The organism is Nocardia sp. NBC_01009, assembly GCF_045208035.1.
Lineage (GTDB): Bacteria > Actinomycetota > Actinomycetes > Mycobacteriales > Mycobacteriaceae > Nocardia.
Genome location: NZ_CP108695.1, coordinates 6,715,450 through 6,735,172, shown reverse-complemented (window position 1 = coordinate 6,735,172; position 19,723 = coordinate 6,715,450). Strand labels below are relative to the sequence as shown.

19 protein-coding genes are annotated in these 19,723 nt (G+C 67.1%); 13 read left to right on the top strand and 6 right to left on the bottom strand.

Annotated features, from left to right (window positions below; genetic code table 11):
* Positions 1-40 precede the first annotated feature (40 nt).
* Positions 41-1,732 carry an APC family permease gene (locus tag OHA42_RS30210; RefSeq protein ID WP_406239682.1) on the bottom strand — a complete coding sequence of 564 codons (1,692 nt, stop codon included), beginning with the start codon at positions 1,730-1,732 and terminating at the stop codon, positions 41-43.
* Between the two features lie 218 nt (positions 1,733-1,950).
* Between OHA42_RS30210 and pdxT the strand changes: the two genes are divergently transcribed.
* Positions 1,951-2,601, top strand: a complete 651-nt coding sequence (gene pdxT / locus OHA42_RS30205) for a pyridoxal 5'-phosphate synthase glutaminase subunit PdxT (protein ID WP_406231160.1) — start codon at positions 1,951-1,953, stop codon at positions 2,599-2,601.
* Positions 2,602-2,762: 161 nt separating this feature from the next.
* A complete protein-coding gene (locus OHA42_RS30200; protein ID WP_406231159.1) occupies positions 2,763-3,518 on the top strand; it encodes a YebC/PmpR family DNA-binding transcriptional regulator in 756 nt (251 codons plus the stop codon).
* Between the two features lie 247 nt (positions 3,519-3,765).
* On the opposite strand, the gene OHA42_RS30195 is transcribed toward OHA42_RS30200, so the two are convergent.
* On the bottom strand, positions 3,766-4,719 hold the full coding sequence (locus OHA42_RS30195) for an NADP-dependent oxidoreductase (RefSeq protein ID WP_406231158.1): 954 nt from the start codon (positions 4,717-4,719) through the stop codon (positions 3,766-3,768).
* Positions 4,720-4,789: 70 nt separating this feature from the next.
* On the opposite strand from OHA42_RS30195, the gene OHA42_RS30190 reads away from it, so the two are divergent.
* Positions 4,790-5,791: a GlxA family transcriptional regulator gene (locus OHA42_RS30190; protein WP_406231157.1), complete on the top strand. Its 1,002-nt coding sequence runs from the start codon at positions 4,790-4,792 to the stop codon at positions 5,789-5,791.
* Between the two features lie 157 nt (positions 5,792-5,948).
* Here the strand turns inward: OHA42_RS30190 and OHA42_RS30185 are convergent, their stop codons facing one another.
* Positions 5,949-7,403 (bottom strand): alpha/beta hydrolase, encoded by a 1,455-nt coding sequence (locus OHA42_RS30185; RefSeq protein WP_406231156.1) that lies wholly within the window; start codon positions 7,401-7,403, stop codon positions 5,949-5,951.
* 73 nt (positions 7,404-7,476) lie between these two features.
* On the bottom strand, positions 7,477-7,683 hold the full coding sequence (locus OHA42_RS30180; RefSeq protein WP_328403260.1) for a DUF5988 family protein: 207 nt from the start codon (positions 7,681-7,683) through the stop codon (positions 7,477-7,479).
* A 90-nt stretch (positions 7,684-7,773) separates the two neighbouring features.
* Here OHA42_RS30180 and OHA42_RS30175 point away from each other — a divergent pair, with 90 nt between their 5' ends.
* The 5 genes from OHA42_RS30175 (at position 7,774) to ruvB (ending at position 11,184) form a co-directional block, all read left to right on the top strand.
* On the top strand, positions 7,774-8,289 hold the full coding sequence (locus tag OHA42_RS30175; RefSeq protein ID WP_406231155.1) for an O-acetyl-ADP-ribose deacetylase: 516 nt from the start codon (positions 7,774-7,776) through the stop codon (positions 8,287-8,289).
* A 71-nt stretch (positions 8,290-8,360) separates the two neighbouring features.
* Entirely contained in the window at positions 8,361-8,807 is a 447-nt protein-coding gene (locus tag OHA42_RS30170) for an acyl-CoA thioesterase (protein ID WP_406231154.1), read from the top strand.
* A 104-nt stretch (positions 8,808-8,911) separates the two neighbouring features.
* Positions 8,912-9,481 carry a crossover junction endodeoxyribonuclease RuvC gene (gene ruvC / locus OHA42_RS30165; RefSeq protein ID WP_406231153.1) on the top strand — a complete coding sequence of 190 codons (570 nt, stop codon included), beginning with the start codon at positions 8,912-8,914 and terminating at the stop codon, positions 9,479-9,481.
* Positions 9,478-10,083: a Holliday junction branch migration protein RuvA gene (gene ruvA, locus OHA42_RS30160; protein ID WP_406231152.1), complete on the top strand. Its 606-nt coding sequence runs from the start codon at positions 9,478-9,480 to the stop codon at positions 10,081-10,083. The genes ruvC and ruvA overlap by 4 nt, the downstream gene beginning before the upstream one ends.
* A 6-nt stretch (positions 10,084-10,089) precedes the next feature.
* On the top strand, positions 10,090-11,184 hold the full coding sequence (gene ruvB / locus OHA42_RS30155) for a Holliday junction branch migration DNA helicase RuvB (protein ID WP_406231151.1): 1,095 nt from the start codon (positions 10,090-10,092) through the stop codon (positions 11,182-11,184).
* A gap of 51 nt (positions 11,185-11,235) precedes the next feature.
* Here ruvB and OHA42_RS30150 read toward each other — a convergent pair whose 3' ends face one another.
* On the bottom strand, positions 11,236-11,811 hold the full coding sequence (locus tag OHA42_RS30150; RefSeq protein ID WP_406231150.1) for a DivIVA domain-containing protein: 576 nt from the start codon (positions 11,809-11,811) through the stop codon (positions 11,236-11,238).
* A 221-nt stretch (positions 11,812-12,032) separates the two neighbouring features.
* Entirely contained in the window at positions 12,033-12,698 is a 666-nt protein-coding gene (locus OHA42_RS30145; protein ID WP_406231149.1) for a TetR/AcrR family transcriptional regulator, read from the bottom strand.
* A gap of 58 nt (positions 12,699-12,756) precedes the next feature.
* Between OHA42_RS30145 and OHA42_RS30140 the strand changes: the two genes are divergently transcribed.
* The 5 genes from OHA42_RS30140 (at position 12,757) to OHA42_RS30120 (ending at position 19,711) form a co-directional block, all read left to right on the top strand.
* Positions 12,757-14,247, top strand: a complete 1,491-nt coding sequence (locus OHA42_RS30140; RefSeq protein WP_406231148.1) for a flavin-containing monooxygenase — start codon at positions 12,757-12,759, stop codon at positions 14,245-14,247.
* 364 nt (positions 14,248-14,611) lie between these two features.
* Positions 14,612-14,959: a preprotein translocase subunit YajC gene (yajC, locus tag OHA42_RS30135; protein ID WP_406231147.1), complete on the top strand. Its 348-nt coding sequence runs from the start codon at positions 14,612-14,614 to the stop codon at positions 14,957-14,959.
* Positions 14,960-15,087: 128 nt separating this feature from the next.
* Positions 15,088-16,755, top strand: coding sequence for a protein translocase subunit SecD (gene secD, locus OHA42_RS30130; RefSeq protein ID WP_406231146.1), 1,668 nt, complete (start codon positions 15,088-15,090; stop codon positions 16,753-16,755).
* A complete protein-coding gene (gene secF, locus OHA42_RS30125) occupies positions 16,752-17,972 on the top strand; it encodes a protein translocase subunit SecF (protein ID WP_328403238.1) in 1,221 nt (406 codons plus the stop codon). Before secD ends, secF begins: the two co-directional genes overlap by 4 nt.
* A gap of 23 nt (positions 17,973-17,995) precedes the next feature.
* Positions 17,996-19,711, top strand: a complete 1,716-nt coding sequence (locus OHA42_RS30120; protein WP_406231145.1) for an ABC transporter substrate-binding protein — start codon at positions 17,996-17,998, stop codon at positions 19,709-19,711.
* Positions 19,712-19,723: the final 12 nt, after the last annotated feature.

The following is a 19,723-nucleotide window of genomic DNA, read 5'->3' as shown; positions in this document are numbered from 1 at the left end:
GGCAGACCGGCACCACCACCGGGCCTGAGCTCGATCGGGCTCACATCACTTGGACGCGTAGGTGGCAGACCACGGTGTCGGTCATCCGACGCAGTTCCCGTTCGAGCTCGTCGCTGCGATGGCTGGGTAACACTCGCTCCCAGCCCATCGGCGGGTCGATCTCGGCGATCACCACCACCTTGCGCCGTCCGGTGAAGTTCGCCCGGACGTAGTGGGCGACCGGGCCGCCCACCGTCGAGTCACTGTCCTCGAGCAGCACCAGCTGTACCTCTGGATGCCAGGTCTCCCAGGCCTTGGTGAACGCCTTGACCGATTCACCGGGCAGGCAGACATGCACGGCGACGATGTCTCTGCCGATGGACATGGCCGCGGAGAGCGCCTCGCGGCTGAGTTCGGAGACCTCCGATATCGGGACGATGATGGCCGTGCCGGTCGCCTGCGGCTGTGCTGGCACCGCGCCGCTGCCGCGGCATCCGCTGATCCGGTTGTAGGCGTTGCGAATTCGCTCCATGCCGAGGACCAATGCGGGCAGGACCAGTACGATCAGCCAGGCGCCCTCGGTGAATTTCATTGCGGTGGTGACGATGGCGGCGAGGAAGGTCAGTAGTGCGCCGAAGCCGTTGAGCGCAATCCGCCACCGCCAGCCGGCGGCGCGGGTCAGCAACCAGTGCCGGACCATGCCGGTCTGCGAGATGGTGAATCCGACGAATACCCCGATGGCGAACAGCGGGACGAGCGCGTTCATGTTGCCGCCCGCGGCGACCAGCAGCACCGCCGAGCTCAGCCCCAGCGTGAGTACGCCGTACCGGTAGACCTCGCGCTGCGACTTCACCGCGAATCGGTGCGGCAGGCAGTTGTCGTCGGCCAGGATTCTGGTGAGCGTCGGCAGCCCGCCGTATGAGGTGTTCGCCGCGAGCGCCAACAGGATCACCGTCGCGAATTGCACAATGTAGTAACCGATTCCGTGACCGAGCGCCGCTTCGGTGAGCTGCGAGAGGACTGTGGTGCCCTCGATCGGCCGCAGCGAGGACTTCTCGATGAGCACGGCGAGGCCGATCAGCATGATGCCGAGCAATACTCCGAGGACCACCTCGGCGCGTTGCGCGCGAACGACTTTCGGTGCCGCGAAAGTGGGGACCGCATTCGCGATCGCTTCCACGCCGGTCAGTGCCGCACAGCCGCTGGAGAATGCCTTGAGCAGCAAGAGAACTCCGACCGTGTGCAGATCCGAGACCGCCGCGGCGCTGGCGGTGACGTCGGCGGGTTGCGCACGCAGTAGGCCGCCGACGATGACCGCGAAGATGCCGCCGACGAAGACGACCGTGGGGATCATGAATGCGCGGGCGCTCTCGGTGATGCCGAGCAGGTTCAATGCCGTAATGCCGACCAGGATCGCGAGGCAGATCCACACTGTGTAGTTGTGCAGTGCGGGAAATGCCGACGTCAGTGCGGCAACACCGGCGGCGACGGACACCGCGACGTTGAGCACATAGTCGACGATCAGCGAGGCGGCGGCGACCAGGCTGGTCCGGTGGCCGAGGTGCTTCTTCGCCACGGCGTACGCGCCGCCGCCGTCGGGGAAGGCCGCGATCACCTGACGGTAGGAGGCGACCAGTACGGCGAGCAGTCCGGCGATCGCCAGCGTCACCGGCAAGGTCATGCCGAGTCCGGCACCACCGGCGGTCGCAAGTACCAGCACGATCGCTTCCGGACCGTAGGACACCGACGCCATGGCGTCGAGGGACAGGCCCGCCAATCCGGTCGAAACGGTCAACCCGCGCCGGTTCGGGGTGGCCCCCGCATCTCCGCGCGGCTCTGGGGTCCGGCGCGGCAAGACAGCAATCACAGTGCGAGTGTCGACCTGTTCCTGGTCGTGCGGACCCGCGTTGACGGAACCTTGACGGCGACCGTGAGCAGGGCCACACCGCGGTGGCTCGTAAGCTCTCGATCGTGAACGCATCCTCGGTAGCCTCGCCGGCCGCAGGCGCGCAGCAGGTCCCTTCCCGGCCGACCATCGGCGTGCTCGCGCTGCAGGGTGACGTGCGCGAACATGTCGCGGCGCTCGCACTGTGCGGTGCGGAACCTGTTCTGGTGCGCCGCGAATCCGAGCTCGCCGCCGTCGACGCACTGGTGCTGCCCGGCGGCGAGTCGACCACTATCAGCAAGCTGCTCGAGGTGTTCGAACTGTTGGAACCGCTGCGTGCCCGGCTGCGTGCGGGCATGCCCGCCTTCGGTTCCTGCGCCGGGATGATCCTGCTTGCCTCCGAGGTGCTCGACACCCGCCCCGATGCCAAGCACCTGTCGGGCATTGATATGACGGTGCGCCGCAACGCTTTCGGCCGTCAGGTCGACTCGTTCGAGACCGATCTGGATTTCGCGGGCCTCGACGACGGCCCGATCCGCGCGGTGTTCATCCGGGCGCCGTGGGTCGAGCATGCAGGCGAGGGCGTCGAGGTGCTTGCCACGGTGCCGAGCGGTCCGTTCGCCGGAAGTATCGTCGCGGTGCGGCAGGGGAAGGTCCTCGCGACGTCGTTCCACCCCGAGGTCACCGGCGACCTGCGGGTGCACCGGATGTTCGTGGACCTGGTGCGCAAGGCGTAGCCGTAGCTCGAGCCGGGCGCATGCGCGGTGCGAATCCCGCCCCGATGTGAGCCTGGAGAAGGCGTGGCGGCAGGCCGAGTAGGCTGGGGGAGTTGTCTACCCGGCCGGTACGGGTACCGTGCGCACAATCAGACGTGCAGTCGACCTGGAGGAAGTAGGGAATGAGCGGCCACTCCAAATGGGCCACCACCAAGCACAAGAAGGCTGGGATCGATGCGAAGCGTGGCAAGCTCTTCGCCAAGCTGATCAAGAACATCGAGGTGGCGGCCCGCACAGGTGGCAGTGACCCGGCCGGTAATCCGACGCTTTTCGACGCCATTCAGAAGGCGAAGAAGTCGTCTGTGCCCAACGACAACATCGAGCGCGCCCGTAAGCGCGGCGGCGGCGAAGAAGCCGGTGGCGCCGACTGGCAGACGATCATGTACGAGGGTTACGGACCCAACGGTGTCGCGGTGCTGATCGAGTGCCTCACCGACAACCGCAACCGCGCCGCGGGCGAGGTGCGTGTCGCGATGACCCGCAACGGCGGCAATATGGCCGACCCGGGTTCGGTCTCGTACCTGTTCCACCGTAAGGGTGTCGTCACGCTGGAGAAGAACGGCCTGTCCGAGGACGACGTTCTCATGGCTGTGCTCGACGCGGGCGCGGAGGAGGTCAACGACCTCGGTGACACCTTCGAGATCATCAGCGACCCGTCCGACCTGATCGCGGTGCGCTCCGCGCTGCAGTCCACCGGAATCGATTACGACTCTGCCGAATCGGGCTTCCAGCCGTCGGTGTCGGTCGCGGTCGACGCGGATGGTGCGCGCAAGGTGTTCAAGCTGGTCGACGCGCTCGAAGACAGCGACGACGTGCAGAACGTCTACACCAACGTCGACCTGTCCGACGAGGTCCTCGCGGAACTCGACGACGAGTAGTCCGATTTTCGCAGTGCTGCACGGCAGGCAATAGCCGCCGTACTCGGGGCGGTCCGCAAATATGTGGGCCGCCCCGAAGCATGTGCTGGCCTTCTATCGCCGGGCGCGGGATGTAGTCGCCCCCGACATGTCGGTCGCATTTGTGCCGGCCGATCGTCCGACCGGGTTCTCGCGCGGCCGGTAGGGCAAGCATTCGACCCCTATCGGTTACGCATTCGGCCATGACTGTGCCTGCGGTCTGGTTGCGCTACGGCACCGTCAGCACCAACTTGCCTACGGTGCGGCCGGTGTCGCCGAGTGCGTGTGCCTTTGCGGCGTCTGCCAGCGGGAAGGTCCCGGCGATTGTCGGTCGCAGCGCGCCGCTTTCGGCGAGTTGTGCGAGCGCGGTCATGCCGGCGTGGTCGTCTTCCACCAGCATGCGGACTGCGCGCACGCCCAACTTGTCGGCCTCGGCCGCCAAATCGGCAGGGCCGAAGGCACGCAGGGAGATCAGCAGGCCGCCGGGGCGCAGGGTGTGCAGGGAGCGGAGGCTGTTCTCGTCGTCGATCGAGTCGAGCACCACGTCCACATCGCGGGCTGCCTCGGCGAAATCTGTTGTCCGGTAATCGATCGCCTCGTCGACGCCGAGAGCGCGCAGGAATTCGTGATTGGCCGCGCTCGCGGTGCCGATCACGTATGCGCCACGGGCCTTGGCGATTTGGACGGCGAAGTGTCCGACGCCGCCCGCGGCGGCATGGATCAGGACGCGCTGTCCGGCGGTGAGGTCCGCGGTATCGACAAGCGCCTGCCAGGCGGTGAGGGCGGCGAGTGGGATCGCGGCGGCTCGAATGTGGTCCAGCCCAGCCGGTTTCCGTGCGAAGGCGCGTGCCGGTCCGGTCGTGTACTCGGCGAGCGCGCCGTGACCGTACGGGTAGGGGAGCATGCCGAAGACCTCGTCGCCCGGCGCGAAGAGCGTGACGCCGATGCCGGTGGCGACCACGTCGCCGGATACGTCCCAGCCGAGTACGAACGGTGGCTCCGCTAGGAACAGGCCGGGCACTGCGCGGTGTCGCCAGTCGGTCGGGTTGAGGCCCGCCGCACGCACGCGAACCAGAATCTCGCCGGGCCCGGGCACCGGACGTGGCAGTTGCGCCTCGATGAGAACCTCGGGCCCGCCGAGAACGTCCTGGCTGATCGCACGCATTGTCTTGTCTTCACTCATGCACTCGACATTGCCTGCCGTAACCAATCGAGAAAATGGCACGATTGCCATTATTCGATATGATCGTGCCATGGTGGCGGATGCTTCGGTGCGTGATGATTCGGTCCGGCACCGCGTGGTCGTATTGGCGCTCGACGGCGTGTATCCCTTCGAGCTGGGAATTCCGAGCCGGGTGTTCGGTACCGCCCCGGACCGGTACGAGGTCATGACCTGCTCGATCGACGGGAGGCCGGTGGCGACCCGCTCCGATTTCGCGATTGCCGTCGAACTCGACAGCAGTGCGTTGGCCACCGCGGACACCGTGGTCATTCCGGCGTGCGACATTGCGATGACCCTCGATGGCGAGCTGCCGTCCACCGTGTCGGACGCGCTCGCGCGGATTGGACCGGGCGCCAGAATCGTGTCCATCTGCACCGGTGCGTTCGTCGCCGCGGCCGCCGGGTTATTGGACGGCAGGCCCGCAACGACGCATTGGAATCAAGCCGACCTGTTCCGCCGCACCTTTCCGAAGGTGCATCTCGACCCGGACGTGTTGTACGTCGACGACGGCGACGTCCTCACCTCGGCGGGCGCGGCAGCGGGCATCGACATCTGCCTGCACCTGGTGCGCCGCGACCACGGCAGCGAAGTCGCCAACCGGGTGGCCCGCCGCTGTGTCATCCCGCCCTGGCGCGACGGCGGCCAAGCCCAATACATCGAACAGCCGGTGCCGCCGTCGACCTCCACCGGCACCGCGGCCGCCCGCCATTGGGCGCTGGAAAACCTCGGATTGCCCTTGACCATGGACGATCTCGCCGCCCACGCCCGTATGAGCAAGCGCACCTTCGCTCGCCGCTTCCGCGACGAGGTCGGCATGAGCCCCGGCCGCTGGCTCATCCAGCAGCGCGTCTTCCGAGCCCGGGACCTCCTGGAATCCACCGACCTCCCGATCGATCGGATCGCAGGCGAAGTCGGCTTCGCCACCGGCGGCTCCCTCCGCCAACACCTCCACGAAGCACTAGGCGTCTCCCCCCGAACCTACCGCCGCACCTTCCGCCCCGACCCCACCCGAGACGTCGCCCCGACCCCGTAGCAATCGACCCGCAACCGCATCTCCGCGCAGCCGGAGCACGCACTATGAGCGGCATCCGAGGGAGGCGACATACGGGTGGTGCCCCGACCATGCGCCGCGACCGACCTCGAGCAATCAGGGGTAGGGGTGGTGCGCGCTTATGGGGTGATCCGATAGGTCACTGGGCATCGGGTACCGGAAGACCGACGCGGGCGACGATCCACGGGAACGAAGCGGTGAAGGCCGCCGAGGCGAATTGCCAGGTGTGCCCGCCCTGAGTGGTGTGGATCGTGCAGTCGATGCCGACCTCGCGGCCCTGCTTGCACAGCCGCTCGGCCGCGCCGACCTCGCCGGTGTCGGGCACACCGTCGTGGCCGCCCATGCCGGCCGAAGAGTCGTCGGCGGGTGGCCGGGGATGTCCACCCGTCCTGGCGTGCGGCGGCGGGGTCAGATCGTCGAAGAGTCCGGCGGTGCCGGTATACGGGCCGTGTTCGGCCATGACGGTCAGCGGGTCGAAGGCCGCCCATTGATCGGCGTCGCCGCCGAAGAGGCGGGCGATGGTCTGCGCCCTGGTGCCCGAGGCCGGACCGATGTCGCCCGCGATATCGACGAAGGTGCGCATGAGCTCCGGATGCATCACAGCCAGATCGACCGCGCAGGTGCCGCCCATTGACCAGCCGACCACCGCCCATTGCGCTGGATCCGCCGACGCGCCGAACCTGGACTCGACATACCCGGGCACAGCACGGGTGAGGTGATCGGCCGCATCGCCACGCGGGCCGTTCACGCACTCGGTGTCGTTGTTGAAACTGCCGCTGGAATCGACGAAGACGAGGATCGGCGCGCGGCCACTGTTGGCCGCGGTGAACTTGTCCACGGCGGGCATGATCTGGCCGCTGCGAACCCAGTCGGCAGGGGTGTTGAATTCGCCGCCGATCATCATCACCACGGGCAGCGCGGGTGGAGTCGGCCCGGCGAACCACGCGGGCGGCAGGTACACGTATTCGGTGCGATGCGGAAAACCACTGCCCGCGTCGGGGATCCGGACCGGCACGATCTTGCCGCTGCTGAGGTTGGTGCCGCGCAGCGCGGGCAGCGCGTCGAGGTCGGTCTGCTGTGGCAGCGGGCCGGCGGTGAGCGCGCTCCACGCGGATTGCACGGTCGGGTAGTAGCCGACCCATTGATCGAGCACGATGCCCGTGCTCAGCAGTGCCAGCGGAATCGCGAGAATCGACATCCCACGTCGCCACCATCGTGCGCTACGCCAGCCGAGCACCGCCACTGCGATCGCCGCGCCGGTCGCGACGACACACACCCACAGCAGCAGCGGGGCCGGATCCGACGCCAGCCCCTGGTCGTTGACATAGGCCCATGCGGCGACCGCGCCTGCGATACCCGACGCCACGCACACGGGTACGCCGACGAGACGCCAACGGCGCGTACGCCATCCGACGGCCGCGATGAGCACGGCGACTGCCACCAACTCGATGGTCGATGGCAGCCAACCGTGCAACACCGATAGTCCGTGATGAAAGGTGTTCTGGTAGTTGGGGTTCAGATCCGCCGATGGAAGTTGCGGCGGTGGCGGCACAGGGTTGGCCGGCGCGGCGAGGGGAGCTCGAAGGACGGGCACCTACGGCATTGTCGAGGTCATTGCTCGAGACAAGCTGTGAATCCGCTCCGGTGACGCTGTGACCGCTCGGGGCTCACTGCGCGATCTCGGTGCGCACCGTCCACTCATAGACGGGCAGGCTGCCCTCGGATGTGTCTTTATGCCTGGCGGTGACCTTGAAATGCTCGTAGCCGCCCTTGAACGCGACCTTGAGCTCGATCCCCGGTGGTGTGATGGGAACGATGCGGGCCGGCAAGTCCTCCGGCCCGCCCTCGAGGACTGCCTTAACAGAGTTGCTCATCTTCGGATCGTAGGGGCATAGCCAGACCGAATCAGACGATTCCAGGAAACGCCGGCCGCCGGCGTGCCGCTGCGATGGCAGAATTCGGTCATGGTCGCGCTGCAACTCGTGCGGGGAGACATCACCGAGCAAACGGTGGACGCCGTGGTCAACGCCGCGAATTCGTCGTTGCTCGGCGGTGGCGGAGTCGACGGTGCGATCCACCGCAAGGGCGGGCCCGAGATTCTCGATGCGTGTCGCAAGCTGCGCGCGTCGCACTACGGCAACGGCCTGCCCACCGGGCAGGCGGTGGCGACGACGGTAGGTCGACTGCCGGCGCGCTGGGTGATCCACACGGTCGGTCCGGTGTGGTCGGCGACCGGGGACCGCTCGGATCTGCTGGCTTCCTGCTATCGCGAATCGTTGCGGGTGGCCGATGAATTGGGTGCGGGCACGGTCGCGTTCCCGGCCATCTCCACCGGTATCTTCGGCTGGCCGCTGCCCGACGGCGCCCGGATCGCCGTCGAGACCGTGTCCGCGGCGGTCACCGCTGTGCGCGAGGTGCGGTTCGTCCTGTTCGACGAGCGTGCGTACGCGGCGTTCGCCGCACAGGTCGCGGCGCGGTAGCTCGGCCATCGGACCGGCCGAGTGCGGTCTGGCGGCCGAAACGTGTCGGTGGCCTCTGCCATGGTGGTGGCGTGACGAATACCCACGAACCGTTTCGGGTTCGGATCGACGTCCGCGTGTCCGACCTGGACCTCCAGCAGCATGTCACCGGCTCCGCCTACCAGCAGTTCGCCGACCACGCGCGGTTCGCCTGCGTGCAGGCGGCCGGGATATCCGTCGAGGCCCTGCTGAGCTCGGGCCTCGGCCCGGTCAACCTCGAGACGGTGATCAAGTACCACCGCGAACTGCGTGCGGGCGATTCGGTGGACGTGTCGTGCTCGTGGGTTTGGGGCGCTGGCAAGACCTACCGCGTCGAGCACACTTTCACCCGATCCGACGGTGCATTGTCGGCGACCATCACCTTCGTCAGCGGACTGCTCGACCTCCAGGCGCGTCGCCTGGTGGCAAACCCCGCGCACGAATGGGCCTCGCGTGCCACCGAACCGGCGCTGCTCGGCCTCGCGCCGGTGGCGCCCTGACTCCCTTCTCCCGTTTTCCCTGCACCCCGTGTCGCTGTCGCAGGCAGCGTGCGATGTCCTCTAGACTTCGAACAACTGTTCGCGTCTGTCGAAGGGGTGTTTTCGTGCGGGTGATGGGTGTCGATCCGGGGCTCACCCGGTGCGGCCTCAGCATCGTGGAGGGCGGGCTCGGCAGGAAGGTGACCGCACTGGCCGTCGGTGTGGTGCGGACGCCGCCGGACCTGGATTTGGCGCACCGCCTGCTCGGTGTCGCGGATGCGGCCGAACTCTGGATGGACACCCATAAACCCGAGGCGGTGGCGATCGAGCGGGTGTTCGCGCAGCACAATGTGCGCACCGCAATGGGCACCGCACAGGCGGGTGGTGTGATCGCGCTCGCGGCGGCCCGCAGGGGGATACCTGTGGCCTTCCATACGCCCAGTGAGGTGAAGGCCGCCGTCACCGGCAACGGCACGGCGGACAAGGCTCAGGTGACGGCGATGGTGACGCGTATCCTCGGCCTCCAGGTTGCGCCGAAACCCGCGGACGCGGCCGATGCGCTGGCCTTGGCGATCTGCCACTGTTGGCGCGCGCCGCTGCTGGATCGGATGGCCAAGGCCGAGGCGCAGGCGGCACAGGTGCAGCGGCGGTACGCGGAAAAGCTTGCTGAACAACGGAAGGCGGTACGCAGGTGATCGCGTCGGTACGCGGTGAGGTGCTCGAGATCGCCCTCGACCATGTGGTGATCGAGGCGGCGGGCGTCGGCTACCGCCTCAATGTCACCCCGGCGACGTTGTCCACGCTGGCTCGCGGCGAGGAATCCCGGCTGTACACCGCGATGATCGTGCGCGAGGACTCGATGACGCTGTTCGGTTTCGCCGATACCGAATCCCGTGACCTGTTCGGGCTCCTGCAGACGGTGTCCGGAGTCGGCCCCCGGCTTGCCATGGCCGTGCTGGCCGTACTCGAACCGGAGGCGCTGCGCAAGGCGCTCGCGGAGAGCAATGTCGCCGCACTGACCCGCGTTCCCGGCATCGGCAAACGCGGCGCCGAACGCATGGTCGTCGAATTGCGTGACAAGGTGAATCTTGTTCCGGTGCAGGCAGGTCCGCCCGGGGCTACCCCGACCCCGGTGCTCACACCGGTGCGTGAGCAGGTTGTCGAGGCGCTGACCGGGCTCGGCTTCCCACTCAAGCAGGCCGAGCAGGCGGTCGACGCGGTGCTGGCCGAACAGCCCGCCGCCGACACCGCCATCGCGCTGCGCGCGGCCCTCGCCTCGCTCGGCAAGAACCGGTAGCGCGGCATGGACTACGACGACGTCGAATCCCACATCGATGACGAATCCCAGGTCACCGCAAGCTATCTCAGGTCCGACGGTGAGATCGAGGCCAGCCTGCGCCCGAAGTCGCTCGACGATTTCATCGGCCAGCCGCGCGTGCGTGAACAGCTCGCGCTGGTGCTGCGCGGCGCCAAACAGCGCGGCGGCACCCCCGATCACGTGCTGCTGTCCGGTCCGCCCGGCCTCGGCAAGACCAGCATGGCGATGATCATCGCGGGCGAACTGGGTACCGCACTGCGCATCACCTCCGGCCCCGCGCTGGAACGGGCGGGCGACCTCGCCGCCATGCTCAGCAACCTGGTCGAAGGCGATGTGCTGTTCATCGACGAGATCCACCGCATCGCGCGGCCCGCCGAGGAAATGTTGTACCTGGCCATGGAGGATTTCCGTGTCGACGTGGTGGTCGGCAAGGGCCCCGGCGCGACCTCGATCCCACTCGATATCGCCCCCTTCACCTTGGTCGGCGCCACCACCCGCTCGGGTGCACTCACCGGCCCGCTGCGTGACCGCTTCGGCTTCACCGGCCACATGGACTTTTACGAGCCCGGCGAGCTGCTGCGCATTCTGCTGCGCTCGGCGCATATCCTCGGTCTCACCATCGAACCCGAAGCGGCCGCCGAAATCGCGGGCCGTTCGCGCGGTACGCCCCGCATCGCGAATCGGCTGTTGCGCCGCGTCCGCGACTACGCCGAGGTGCGCGCCGACGGTCTGATCACCCTGCCGATCGCGCAGGCGGCACTCGAGGTCTACGACGTCGACGTGCTCGGCCTCGATCGCCTGGACCGCGCGGTGCTCGCCGCGTTGGTCCGCAGCTTCGGCGGTGGTCCGGTCGGTGTGTCGACGCTGGCCGTGGCGGTAGGGGAGGAAGCGGCCACCGTCGAGGAGGTCTGCGAGCCGTTTCTCGTCCGCGCGGGCATGGTCGCCCGCACGCCGCGAGGTCGTGTCGCCACTGCCGCGGCATGGGAGCACTTGGGCCTGGTCCCGCCACCGGACCTGGTCTTCGGCTCGATCGAAGTCCGCGGCCGCGAACCACAACCTATCTCGGATGCCGTCGACTGACCTTGTGGCGCAGCGTGATACGCCCCACGACCCGGCGCGGCGGGTAAATGTTCAACGGTGGTGGTGTGCCGTGTGCTCGAGTGCGGTGACGACGAGGTCGAGGAACGCGTCCACCTCGCCGTGCTCGTACCCGCGGGTGCTGAGCCTGGCTTCGGTGAACCGCACCGCACGCACATCGGTGACGGTGAGGCTGCTGGGTCCGCCGTGGGCGAGGGTCGCGGCGACGAGGTCGAGGAACGCGTCGACCTCGTCGGTGTCGTAGCCGCGGCGACCGATGGGCGCCTGGGTGAATCGCATCTGGTGGATGTCCTCGGGTGTCAGCAGTGGCCCGGAGCCGTTGCCGGACGCGGGTACCGGCCGGGTGCCGAGCTGCCGGAATTCCAGCTCTATCCGAATCTGATCGAGGAATTCGTCGACCTCGTCGGCCTGGTAGCCGCGCCCGCCGAACCGGGGTGCGTCGAAGGCCACGTTCCGGACGTCGTCGGCGGTGAGGGTGCCGCGTCCGTCGAGCGTAGCGGCGACGAGCTCCAGGAAGGCGTCGACCTCATCGGCGTGATAGCCGCGGTGTCCGACCGGTGGCATGGGGAAATGGGTCCGGCTCACGTCCTCGGGGGTCACGCGCGACATTCTGTCAGGGTCATTGCCGTGCTCTGGTCGAATGCCACTTCTTCGTACTCCGCGGTCTCTTGCGAACACGTGCGACCCCCATATGGACACCGTCGATCAGTGTTCACCCTAGCCTCCGAAATCGTGCTCGTATCCAGTGAAATTCGGCCAGCTGCCTGCCGATGACCGATGGCGGCCGAGTGTCTTTGCGCCACACCGCATCTGTGGTGTGGCGACCGCGATCATTCTTTGCGGACACCATCGATGAGTAGCCTGCGGATCGCCTCGTTGAGCCCGTCGACGGCAGCGGGGTCAGGGCTGCGCAGTCCGTGCACGATGCCTGCGATGAGCATGCCGGTGACGGCCTTTGCGGTGTTGGTGGTGTCCAGATCGGCCCGCAGATACCCGAGTTCGACGCCGTGCGAGAGGTAGCCGGCGGTCAGTGCGTCGGCCATGTCGAGCAGGCCGTAGAGGCGGGCGGTGAGTTCGTCGTCGATGCCGGTCGCGTGGAAGAGCAGCAGCTGGGCCACCCTGCGGTCCTCGACGAGGATGTGGTGCAGCGCTACGCCGATGCGGTCGAGTTGAGCGCGGTAGTCGTCGAGCGAGGTCGCGGCGTCCGGGGCGTTGTCGGTGCCGAGGGCGGCCACGATGCGCCCGGCGAGGTCGTCGATGACGTGATCGATGATGTCGCGCTTATTGCTGAAGTAGCGGTAGAAGGTGCCGTGCCCGATGCCGAGGACGCCGGCGATGTCCGCGATTCCGGTGCCGTGATAGCCCTTCTCCGCGAAACAGACGAAGGCAGTGTCGATGATGTCCTGGCGCAGTTCGGCTTTGCGTCGCTCAGCACGCGTGGATGGCTTCGTCACCCTCACGATGATACTGTGTTCACAAACGGAATGATGTGTCATTCCGTGAGGATTGATTCACATTCCATGAGGGAATGGTTCACTCAGCAGGAGGTTCGACGTGGCGCCTCAGTTCGATGCGGTCGTTGTCGGTGCAGGTTTCGGCGGAATGGGTGCGGGCATCGAGCTCGACCGGCTCGGTCTGAGCAATTTCGTCATCCTGGAACGCGAAGACGACCTCGGCGGCACCTGGCACGTCAATCACTATCCGGGTCTCGCGGTCGACATCGCCTCGGTGACCTACTCGTACTCGTTCGAGCCCAATCCCTACTGGACGCGCCTGTTCGCGCCCGGCCAGGAGCTCAAGAAATACGCCGAGTTCGTCGCCGACAAGTACGGCCTGCGCCGCCGGATGCGTTTCGGCACCGTGGTCGACGGCGCCCGCTGGGACGAGGAGCACCAGTACTGGGTGGTGTCCGTCGCGGGTGGTGAAACCATCACCGGCCGTTACCTTCTCACCGCCACCGGGTTCCTCTCCCAGCCCTACACCCCGCCGTTCCCCGGCATCGACTCCTTCGCGGGCAAGATCATCCACACCACCGCATGGGAGGACGACTTCGACCTCGCCGGTCGCAAGGCCGCGATCATCGGCACCGGTGCGACCGCCGTGCAGCTGGTGCCGGAGGCGGCCGAGAAGGTCGCGGAGCTCACCGTTTTCCAGCGCACCCCGATCTGGGTGGTGCCGAAGGTCGACACCGCAATCCCCGGCCCGGTGCAGAAGCTGTTCGCCCGAGTGCCAGCCACTCAGAAGGCGGCCCGGCTGGTGAACACCGGCATGCTCGAGGCGCTGATGGTAGTCGGTGTGCTGCATTTCAAGCAGGCCAAGCCGCTGAACAAGGCCGCGGGCCTGCTCGCGAAGGCGCACCTGCGTGCGCAGGTGCGCGACAAGGAAACGCGCAAGAAGCTGACACCGCACTACGACTTCGGCTGCAAGCGCCCGACTTTCTCCAACCTGTACTTCAAAACGTTCAACCGGCCGAACGTGCGCCTCGAGACCAACTCGATCGACCACGTCGAGGCCGACGGCATCGTGACCGCCGACGGACACAAGACCGAGATCGACACCCTGATCCTTGCCACCGGCTTCAATCTGTGGGATGTGAACTTCCCGGCCATCGAGATCATCGGCCGCGATGGCGTCGACCTCGGAAAGTTCTGGCGGGACAACCGTTTCCAGGCCTACGAGGGCATCACCGTGCCCAAGTTCCCGAACTTCATCAGCCTCAACAGCCCGTACTCCTACAGCGGCCTGTCGTACTTCACCACCATCGAGGCTCAGATGAAGCACATGGGCAGGCTGCTGAAGGAGACCTTCCGTCGTGGCGAGACAACCTTCGAGGTGACCGAGCAGGCCAACGCACACTTCCTGAACCGAGTGACAGACAAGCTCGGCTCCTCGGTGTTCTACGGCGGCGATTGCTCGACCGCGCGCAGCTACTACTTCAACCAGCACGGCGAGGCCGCGCTACTGCGCCCGACCAGCACCATCAACGCCCACCGTGAGGCAATCAGCTTTCCGCTCGACGACTACACCTATGGCAAGTCTGCCTAAAGACGCCCTTTGGGCGAGCCCGCGGTCGAATATGTCGGCCGCGGGCCCGCCTGCATCGCTACTCGGCGATCTTGCGCAGGATCCATTCCGCGAGTACCGGCGTTACTGCGGAGTGCTCCGAATTGGTGTCGTTGCACAAGGGCGTAGCGGGTGACCAGCCCACCCATGCTGACGCCGCCGGTGATCAGTGGCGCGTTGCCCTCGCGTTCGGGTTCGTCGCCGTCGCCCGGCAGCGCGCCGAACTGCCCGCCAGAGCGCGAATCGGGACGTCAAGGGTGTGCCGGTGTGGCAGTGGTGACACGAGCTGGCAGACTGTTGAGATACCTGTCCAAACCCACCCACAGACTAGGGACTGACTTCGACGATGGAACTTCTGTTTCCGCTAGTGCTGGTAGGCCTGTTCGTGTCGATGTACCTGATGTCTCGCCGCCAGAAGCGCGAGGCACAGAAGGTCACCGACATGCAGGGCAGCCTGAAGGTCGGCGATCAGGTCACCACCACGTCGGGGCTGTACGGCACCGTGGTCGATCTCGACGACACCACCGTCGACCTCGAGATTGCCGAAGAGGTCGTCACCACGTGGCTGCGCCTGGCCATCCGTGAGGTGCGCACCGAGGACGAGACCACGGATGAGGCCACGGACGAGACCGTGACCGACGAGGCCGTCGAAGAGTCCGCGGAACAGACCGAGACCCGGCTGACCAAGGACTGACCGGCCCGACCGGTTATCGGTGAGCCCGCGTGCCTGATGATGCCGCGGGCCGCACTCCCGGGTACCCGGCGCCGCTGGTGCGTGCCCGTCCGTTCCACCTCGACTTCCCGCCTAGGAGATGACGTACTGTGCCACCTTCCCAAGGATCGGCGCATCCGCTCCGGCTGCTCGGCGTCTACGCCGCGCTGCTGGCCGTGATCTATGCGTTGGTGTTCTTCACCGGTGACAAAGACCCGACCCCCAAGCTCGGCATCGACCTACAGGGTGGCACCCGGGTCACGCTGACCGCGCGCACCCCCGACGGCAGCAAGCCGGGCCAGGACAGCCTGCGGAAGGCGCAGGAGATCATCGAGAACCGGGTCAACGGACTCGGCGTCGGTGGCTCCGAGGTCGTGATCGACGGTGACAACATCGTCATCACGGTGCCGGGTGACGACGGCCAGCAGGCGCGTGCGCTGGCGACCACCGCCAAGCTCTACATCCGGCCGGTGCTCTCAGCCGAATCGGTGGCGAGCCGGGGCGTGCCGCAACAGCCGGCGCAGTCGCCCGCCGCAACACCGTCGAGCCCCGCACCGGAAACACCGGAAGAGGTGTCGCCGGAGCCCGCGCCGCAGCAGCGGGTGTTCCCCGCGCAGGCGCCGACCGAGCCGCCTGCGCCGCCCGGTTCCCCGCAGGAACAGGCACAGCAGGAAATTGCCACGGCCAAGGCCGTCCGGCAGAGCACCGACCCGACCATCCAGAAGGCCGCGATGGCCGCGCTGGATTGCAGCAAGCCCGACCCGCTGGCAGGCAATGACGATCCGAACCTGCCGCTGGTCGCCTGCTCCACCGACGGCACCGAGGTGTTGCTGCTCGACAAGAGCCGCATCGACGGCCAGGAGATCAAGAACGCGAGCTCGGGGCTCAATCAGCAGCAGGCGCGGCATGAGGTCAACCTCGAGTTCAAGTCCGGCGGCAGTGACGCTTGGGCCACGCTTACCGGCGAATACCTCTACAAGCGAGTCGCATTCGTCCTCGACTCGAAGGTCGTCAGCGCGCCCGTCGTGCAGGCGGGACCGCAGCAGGGCGGCCGCACCACCATCAGCGGCAATTTCAACGCCACCAGTGCGAAGGAACTCGCGAACACGCTGAAGTACGGTTCGCTGCCGCTGTCGTTCCAGATCTCGGAAGCCGAAACCGTCTCGGCGACGCTGGGCCTTTCCTCGTTGAAGGCGGGTCTGCTCGCGGGCGCGGTCGGTCTTGTCGTGGTCCTGCTCTACTGCCTGGCCTACTATCGGATGCTCGGTTTCCTGACCGGCTTGTCGCTGGTCGCCTCCGGTCTCGCCGTATACGGCATCATGGTCCTGCTCGGGCGGTGGATCGGCTTCACCCTCGACCTCGCCGGCATCGCCGGCCTGATCATCGGTATCGGCATGACCGCCGACTCGTTCGTGGTGTTCTTCGAACGCATCAAAGACGAGATGCGTGAGGGCCGCAGTTTCCGCTCGGCCGTGCCACGCGGCTGGCAGCGCGCACGCCGGACGGTCCTGTCCGGCAACGCGGTGAGCTTCATCGCGGCGGCGGTGCTCTACGCGCTGGCCGTCGGCCAGGTGCGCGGCTTCGCGTTCACCCTCGGTCTCACCACCGTGCTCGACGTGGTGGTGGTGTTCCTGGTGACGGCGCCGCTGGTGTTGCTGGCCTCCAGGACGGCCTTCTGGTCGAGCCCGTCGGTGAATGGTCTCGGTGCGATCCAGCAGGTCGCCCGTGAGCGCAAGGCGGCCGATGCCGCATTCGGGGAAAGCGTGAGGACGCGATGACCAACAGCCAGATCACGCCCTCGTTGCATGAGGACGATCCCGAAACCGATGACGTGCGGTACGCCGCACAGCCCAAGCACAGCTTCCTCAACCGGCTCTACACCGGCACCGGCGCCATCGACGTCATCGGCAAGCGCCGGATGTGGTACCTCATCACTGCGGCCATCGTGCTGATCTCGTTGGGCAGCATCGTTTTTCGCGGTTTCACCCTCGGCATCGATTTCGAGGGCGGCTCGCGGATCCAGTTCCCGGCGGGTAACGCGACCACCAGCCAGGTGGAGGACGTCTACCGCGGCGCCATCGGTACCGACCCGGTGTCGGTACAGACGGTGGGCACGGGCGCGTCGTCCACCATGTTGATCCGCTCCGAGGCGCTCGACAAGAATCAAGTGGAAGCGCTGAACAACGCGCTGTTCAGTAAGTTCCAGCCCAAGGACCGGGACGGGAATCCGAGCCGCGCCGCGATCAGCACCTCCGACGTGAGCGAAACCTGGGGCAGTCAGATCACCCGCAAGGCCCTCATCGCACTCGCGGTGTTCCTCGTGCTGGTCGCCATCTACATCACCATCCGGTTCGAGCGGGACATGGCGATCGCCGCCCTTGCCGCATTGGGCTTCGATGTCTCGGTGACGGCGGGCGTCTACTCGATCGTCGGCCTGGAGGTTACGCCGGCCACCGTGATCGGCATTCTCACCATTCTCGGGTTCTCGCTGTACGACTCGGTCGTCGTCTTCGACAAGGTCGAGGAGAACACCAGGGGCATCCTGCATTTGAACCGTCGGACCTACGGCGAGCAGGCCAACCTCGCGGTGAACCAGACGCTGATGCGTTCGATCAACACCGCGCTGATCGGTATTCTGCCGATCGTCGGCCTGATGGTGATCGCGGTGTGGATGCTCGGCGTCGGCACGCTCAAGGACCTGGCGCTCGTGCAGCTGGTCGGCCTGCTGGTCGGTACCTACTCCTCGATCTTCTTCGCCACCCCGTTGCTGGTGTCGATCAAGGAACGCTGGGGTCCGGTCGCGGCGCACACCAAGAAGGTGCAGAACAGGCGGTCCGGCGTGGCCGCGGCCCGTGCGGGCGCCGAGGCCGAGCGGCGCGCGGTGGCCGCGACCGGCCGGGATTACTCCGAAGCGCCGCGACGGGCGCGGGAACCGGGCGATGCTCCGCGGCCTGGCGCCCGGCCGAGCGGGAAACGGTACAAGAAGAGGCACTGACCTACAGGCAGGGGTTTCCTTCCATGCGCAAGCAGTCACTGGCGCGTCTGATCGGATCGGTGGCTGCGGGCACCCTGGCGGCCGGGATGGTCGCCGGGTGCTCCGGTCAGAACCAGGTGCCGTCGATCGGCTACGCCGTCGATGCTGTGATCGCCAGCTACAACGGTGGCAGCACGCTCGGTGCGAGCAGCGGCTCGGCGGCCGTGTTCGGGCGGGTGCTGACCGGGTTCTTCTACACCGGACCGGACGGTCAGCAGGTCGCCGACACCGACGCGGGTACCGCGAAAGAGGTTCCCGGCGAGGCCCAGACCGTGCAGTACCGGCTCAACCCGGATGGTGTGTACTCCGATGGCGTGCCCACCTCGTGCGACGACCTGGTGCTGGCCTGGGCCGCGCGCAGCGGTCGGTTCACCAAACCCGGTGACCGCGGCCCCGCGCCACTGTTCGACGCGGCCAACAGCGCCGGGTACGCCGACATCGAGCGGGTGGACTGTCAGCCCGGCTCCAAGGACGCCACCGTGGTGTTCCGGCCCGACCGGCATTTCCTGCCGTGGCGCACCCTGTTCACCGCAGGCGAGCTGATGCCCGCACACGTCGCGGCGCGGGTGGCCAATGTGCCGAATGCGGTGTCGGCCTTGCAAACCGGTGATCCCGGCGCGATCCAACGGCTGGCCGACTTCTGGAACAACGGCTGGGCCATGAGTTCGGGCAGTCTCGATTTGTCCCGCTTCCCGTCGTCCGGGCCCTACCGGATCGAATCCTATTCCGCCAAAGACGGTTTGGTGCTCGTCGCGAACGAGCGCTGGTGGGGCAACAAGCCCGAGACCGGGCGGATCGTGGTGTGGCCCAAGACCGTCGACGTGCAGGCCAAGGTCGCCGACAATGCTGTCGGTGTAGTCGATGTCGGCGCTGGATCGGTGAAAGATCTGAACCTGGACGGTTTTTCGGTACGGACCGTGCCGGGCCGCGGTGTCGAGCAGCTGGTGCTCGGGACCGGGGGAGTGTTCGGTTCGGTGGATGCGCGCCGTGCGTTCGCTCTGTGTGTGCCGAGGCAGGCGCTGTTCGACAAACTCGGCAAGGCGAAGGACGCGCCGAAGAGCGGTCTCGGCACCGCACCGCTGAATTCCCGCATCGTGCAGCAGGACTCGCTGTACTATCCGGCGGTCACCGGTCCGGCCGAGAAGTATCGCGGCACCGACGTCCCCGCCGCCACCGCGGCGCTGGCCTCCTCCGGCGCGGGCAAGCCCACCGTTCGCATCGGTTACCTGCAGCCCGATGAGCGTCGCGCACAGATCGTCGCGATGATCGCCGAGGCGTGCAAACCCGCCGGCCTCACCGTCCTCGACGCAGGCGCGGCCGATTTCACCCCCGCTCAGCTCACCGAGGGCAAGGTCGACGCCGTCCTCGCGAGCACCGCGTCGGCGCCGGGTCCGGCCGGATCACTGGCCGGGATTGCCGCGACCAGCGCGTTGCGCACAGGTAGCGGGCTCAATTTCGGTCGCTTCGGTAACGGGCGATACGATGCGATCACCGATCAGCTTGCGGCCGACGACAACTCGACCACAACGCTGAATCTGCTGACCGAGGCCGAAAACCTGCTGTGGTCGGAGATGCCGAGCGTCCCCCTGTTCGCCAATCCCCGCATCATCGCCTTCGGCATCGGTCTGCAGAACGGCATCGCCGGCCCCACGCAGGGCGGGACCGGCTGGAACATGGACCGCTGGGTGTTGAAGCGGTGACAAGGTGTTGTG

Excerpts from the sequence above, each read along its gene's own strand:
- secF (WP_328403238.1), top strand. The coding sequence starts at position 16,752 with ATGACCAACAGCCAGATCACGCCCTCGTTGCATGAGGACGATCCCGAA.
- yajC (WP_406231147.1), top strand. The coding sequence starts at position 14,612 with ATGGAACTTCTGTTTCCGCTAGTGCTGGTAGGCCTGTTCGTGTCGATG.
- OHA42_RS30120 (WP_406231145.1), top strand. The coding sequence starts at position 17,996 with ATGCGCAAGCAGTCACTGGCGCGTCTGATCGGATCGGTGGCTGCGGGC.
- ruvB (WP_406231151.1), top strand. The coding sequence starts at position 10,090 with ATGGACTACGACGACGTCGAATCCCACATCGATGACGAATCCCAGGTC.
- OHA42_RS30150 (WP_406231150.1), bottom strand. The coding sequence starts at position 11,811 with ATGTCGCGCGTGACCCCCGAGGACGTGAGCCGGACCCATTTCCCCATG.
- OHA42_RS30210 (WP_406239682.1), bottom strand. The coding sequence starts at position 1,732 with ATGGCGTCGGTGTCCTACGGTCCGGAAGCGATCGTGCTGGTACTTGCG.
- OHA42_RS30200 (WP_406231159.1), top strand. The coding sequence starts at position 2,763 with ATGAGCGGCCACTCCAAATGGGCCACCACCAAGCACAAGAAGGCTGGG.
- OHA42_RS30195 (WP_406231158.1), bottom strand. The coding sequence starts at position 4,719 with ATGAGTGAAGACAAGACAATGCGTGCGATCAGCCAGGACGTTCTCGGC.
- OHA42_RS30175 (WP_406231155.1), top strand. The coding sequence starts at position 7,774 with ATGGTCGCGCTGCAACTCGTGCGGGGAGACATCACCGAGCAAACGGTG.
- OHA42_RS30145 (WP_406231149.1), bottom strand. The coding sequence starts at position 12,698 with ATGACACATCATTCCGTTTGTGAACACAGTATCATCGTGAGGGTGACG.
- OHA42_RS30190 (WP_406231157.1), top strand. The coding sequence starts at position 4,790 with ATGGTGGCGGATGCTTCGGTGCGTGATGATTCGGTCCGGCACCGCGTG.
- OHA42_RS30180 (WP_328403260.1), bottom strand. The coding sequence starts at position 7,683 with ATGAGCAACTCTGTTAAGGCAGTCCTCGAGGGCGGGCCGGAGGACTTG.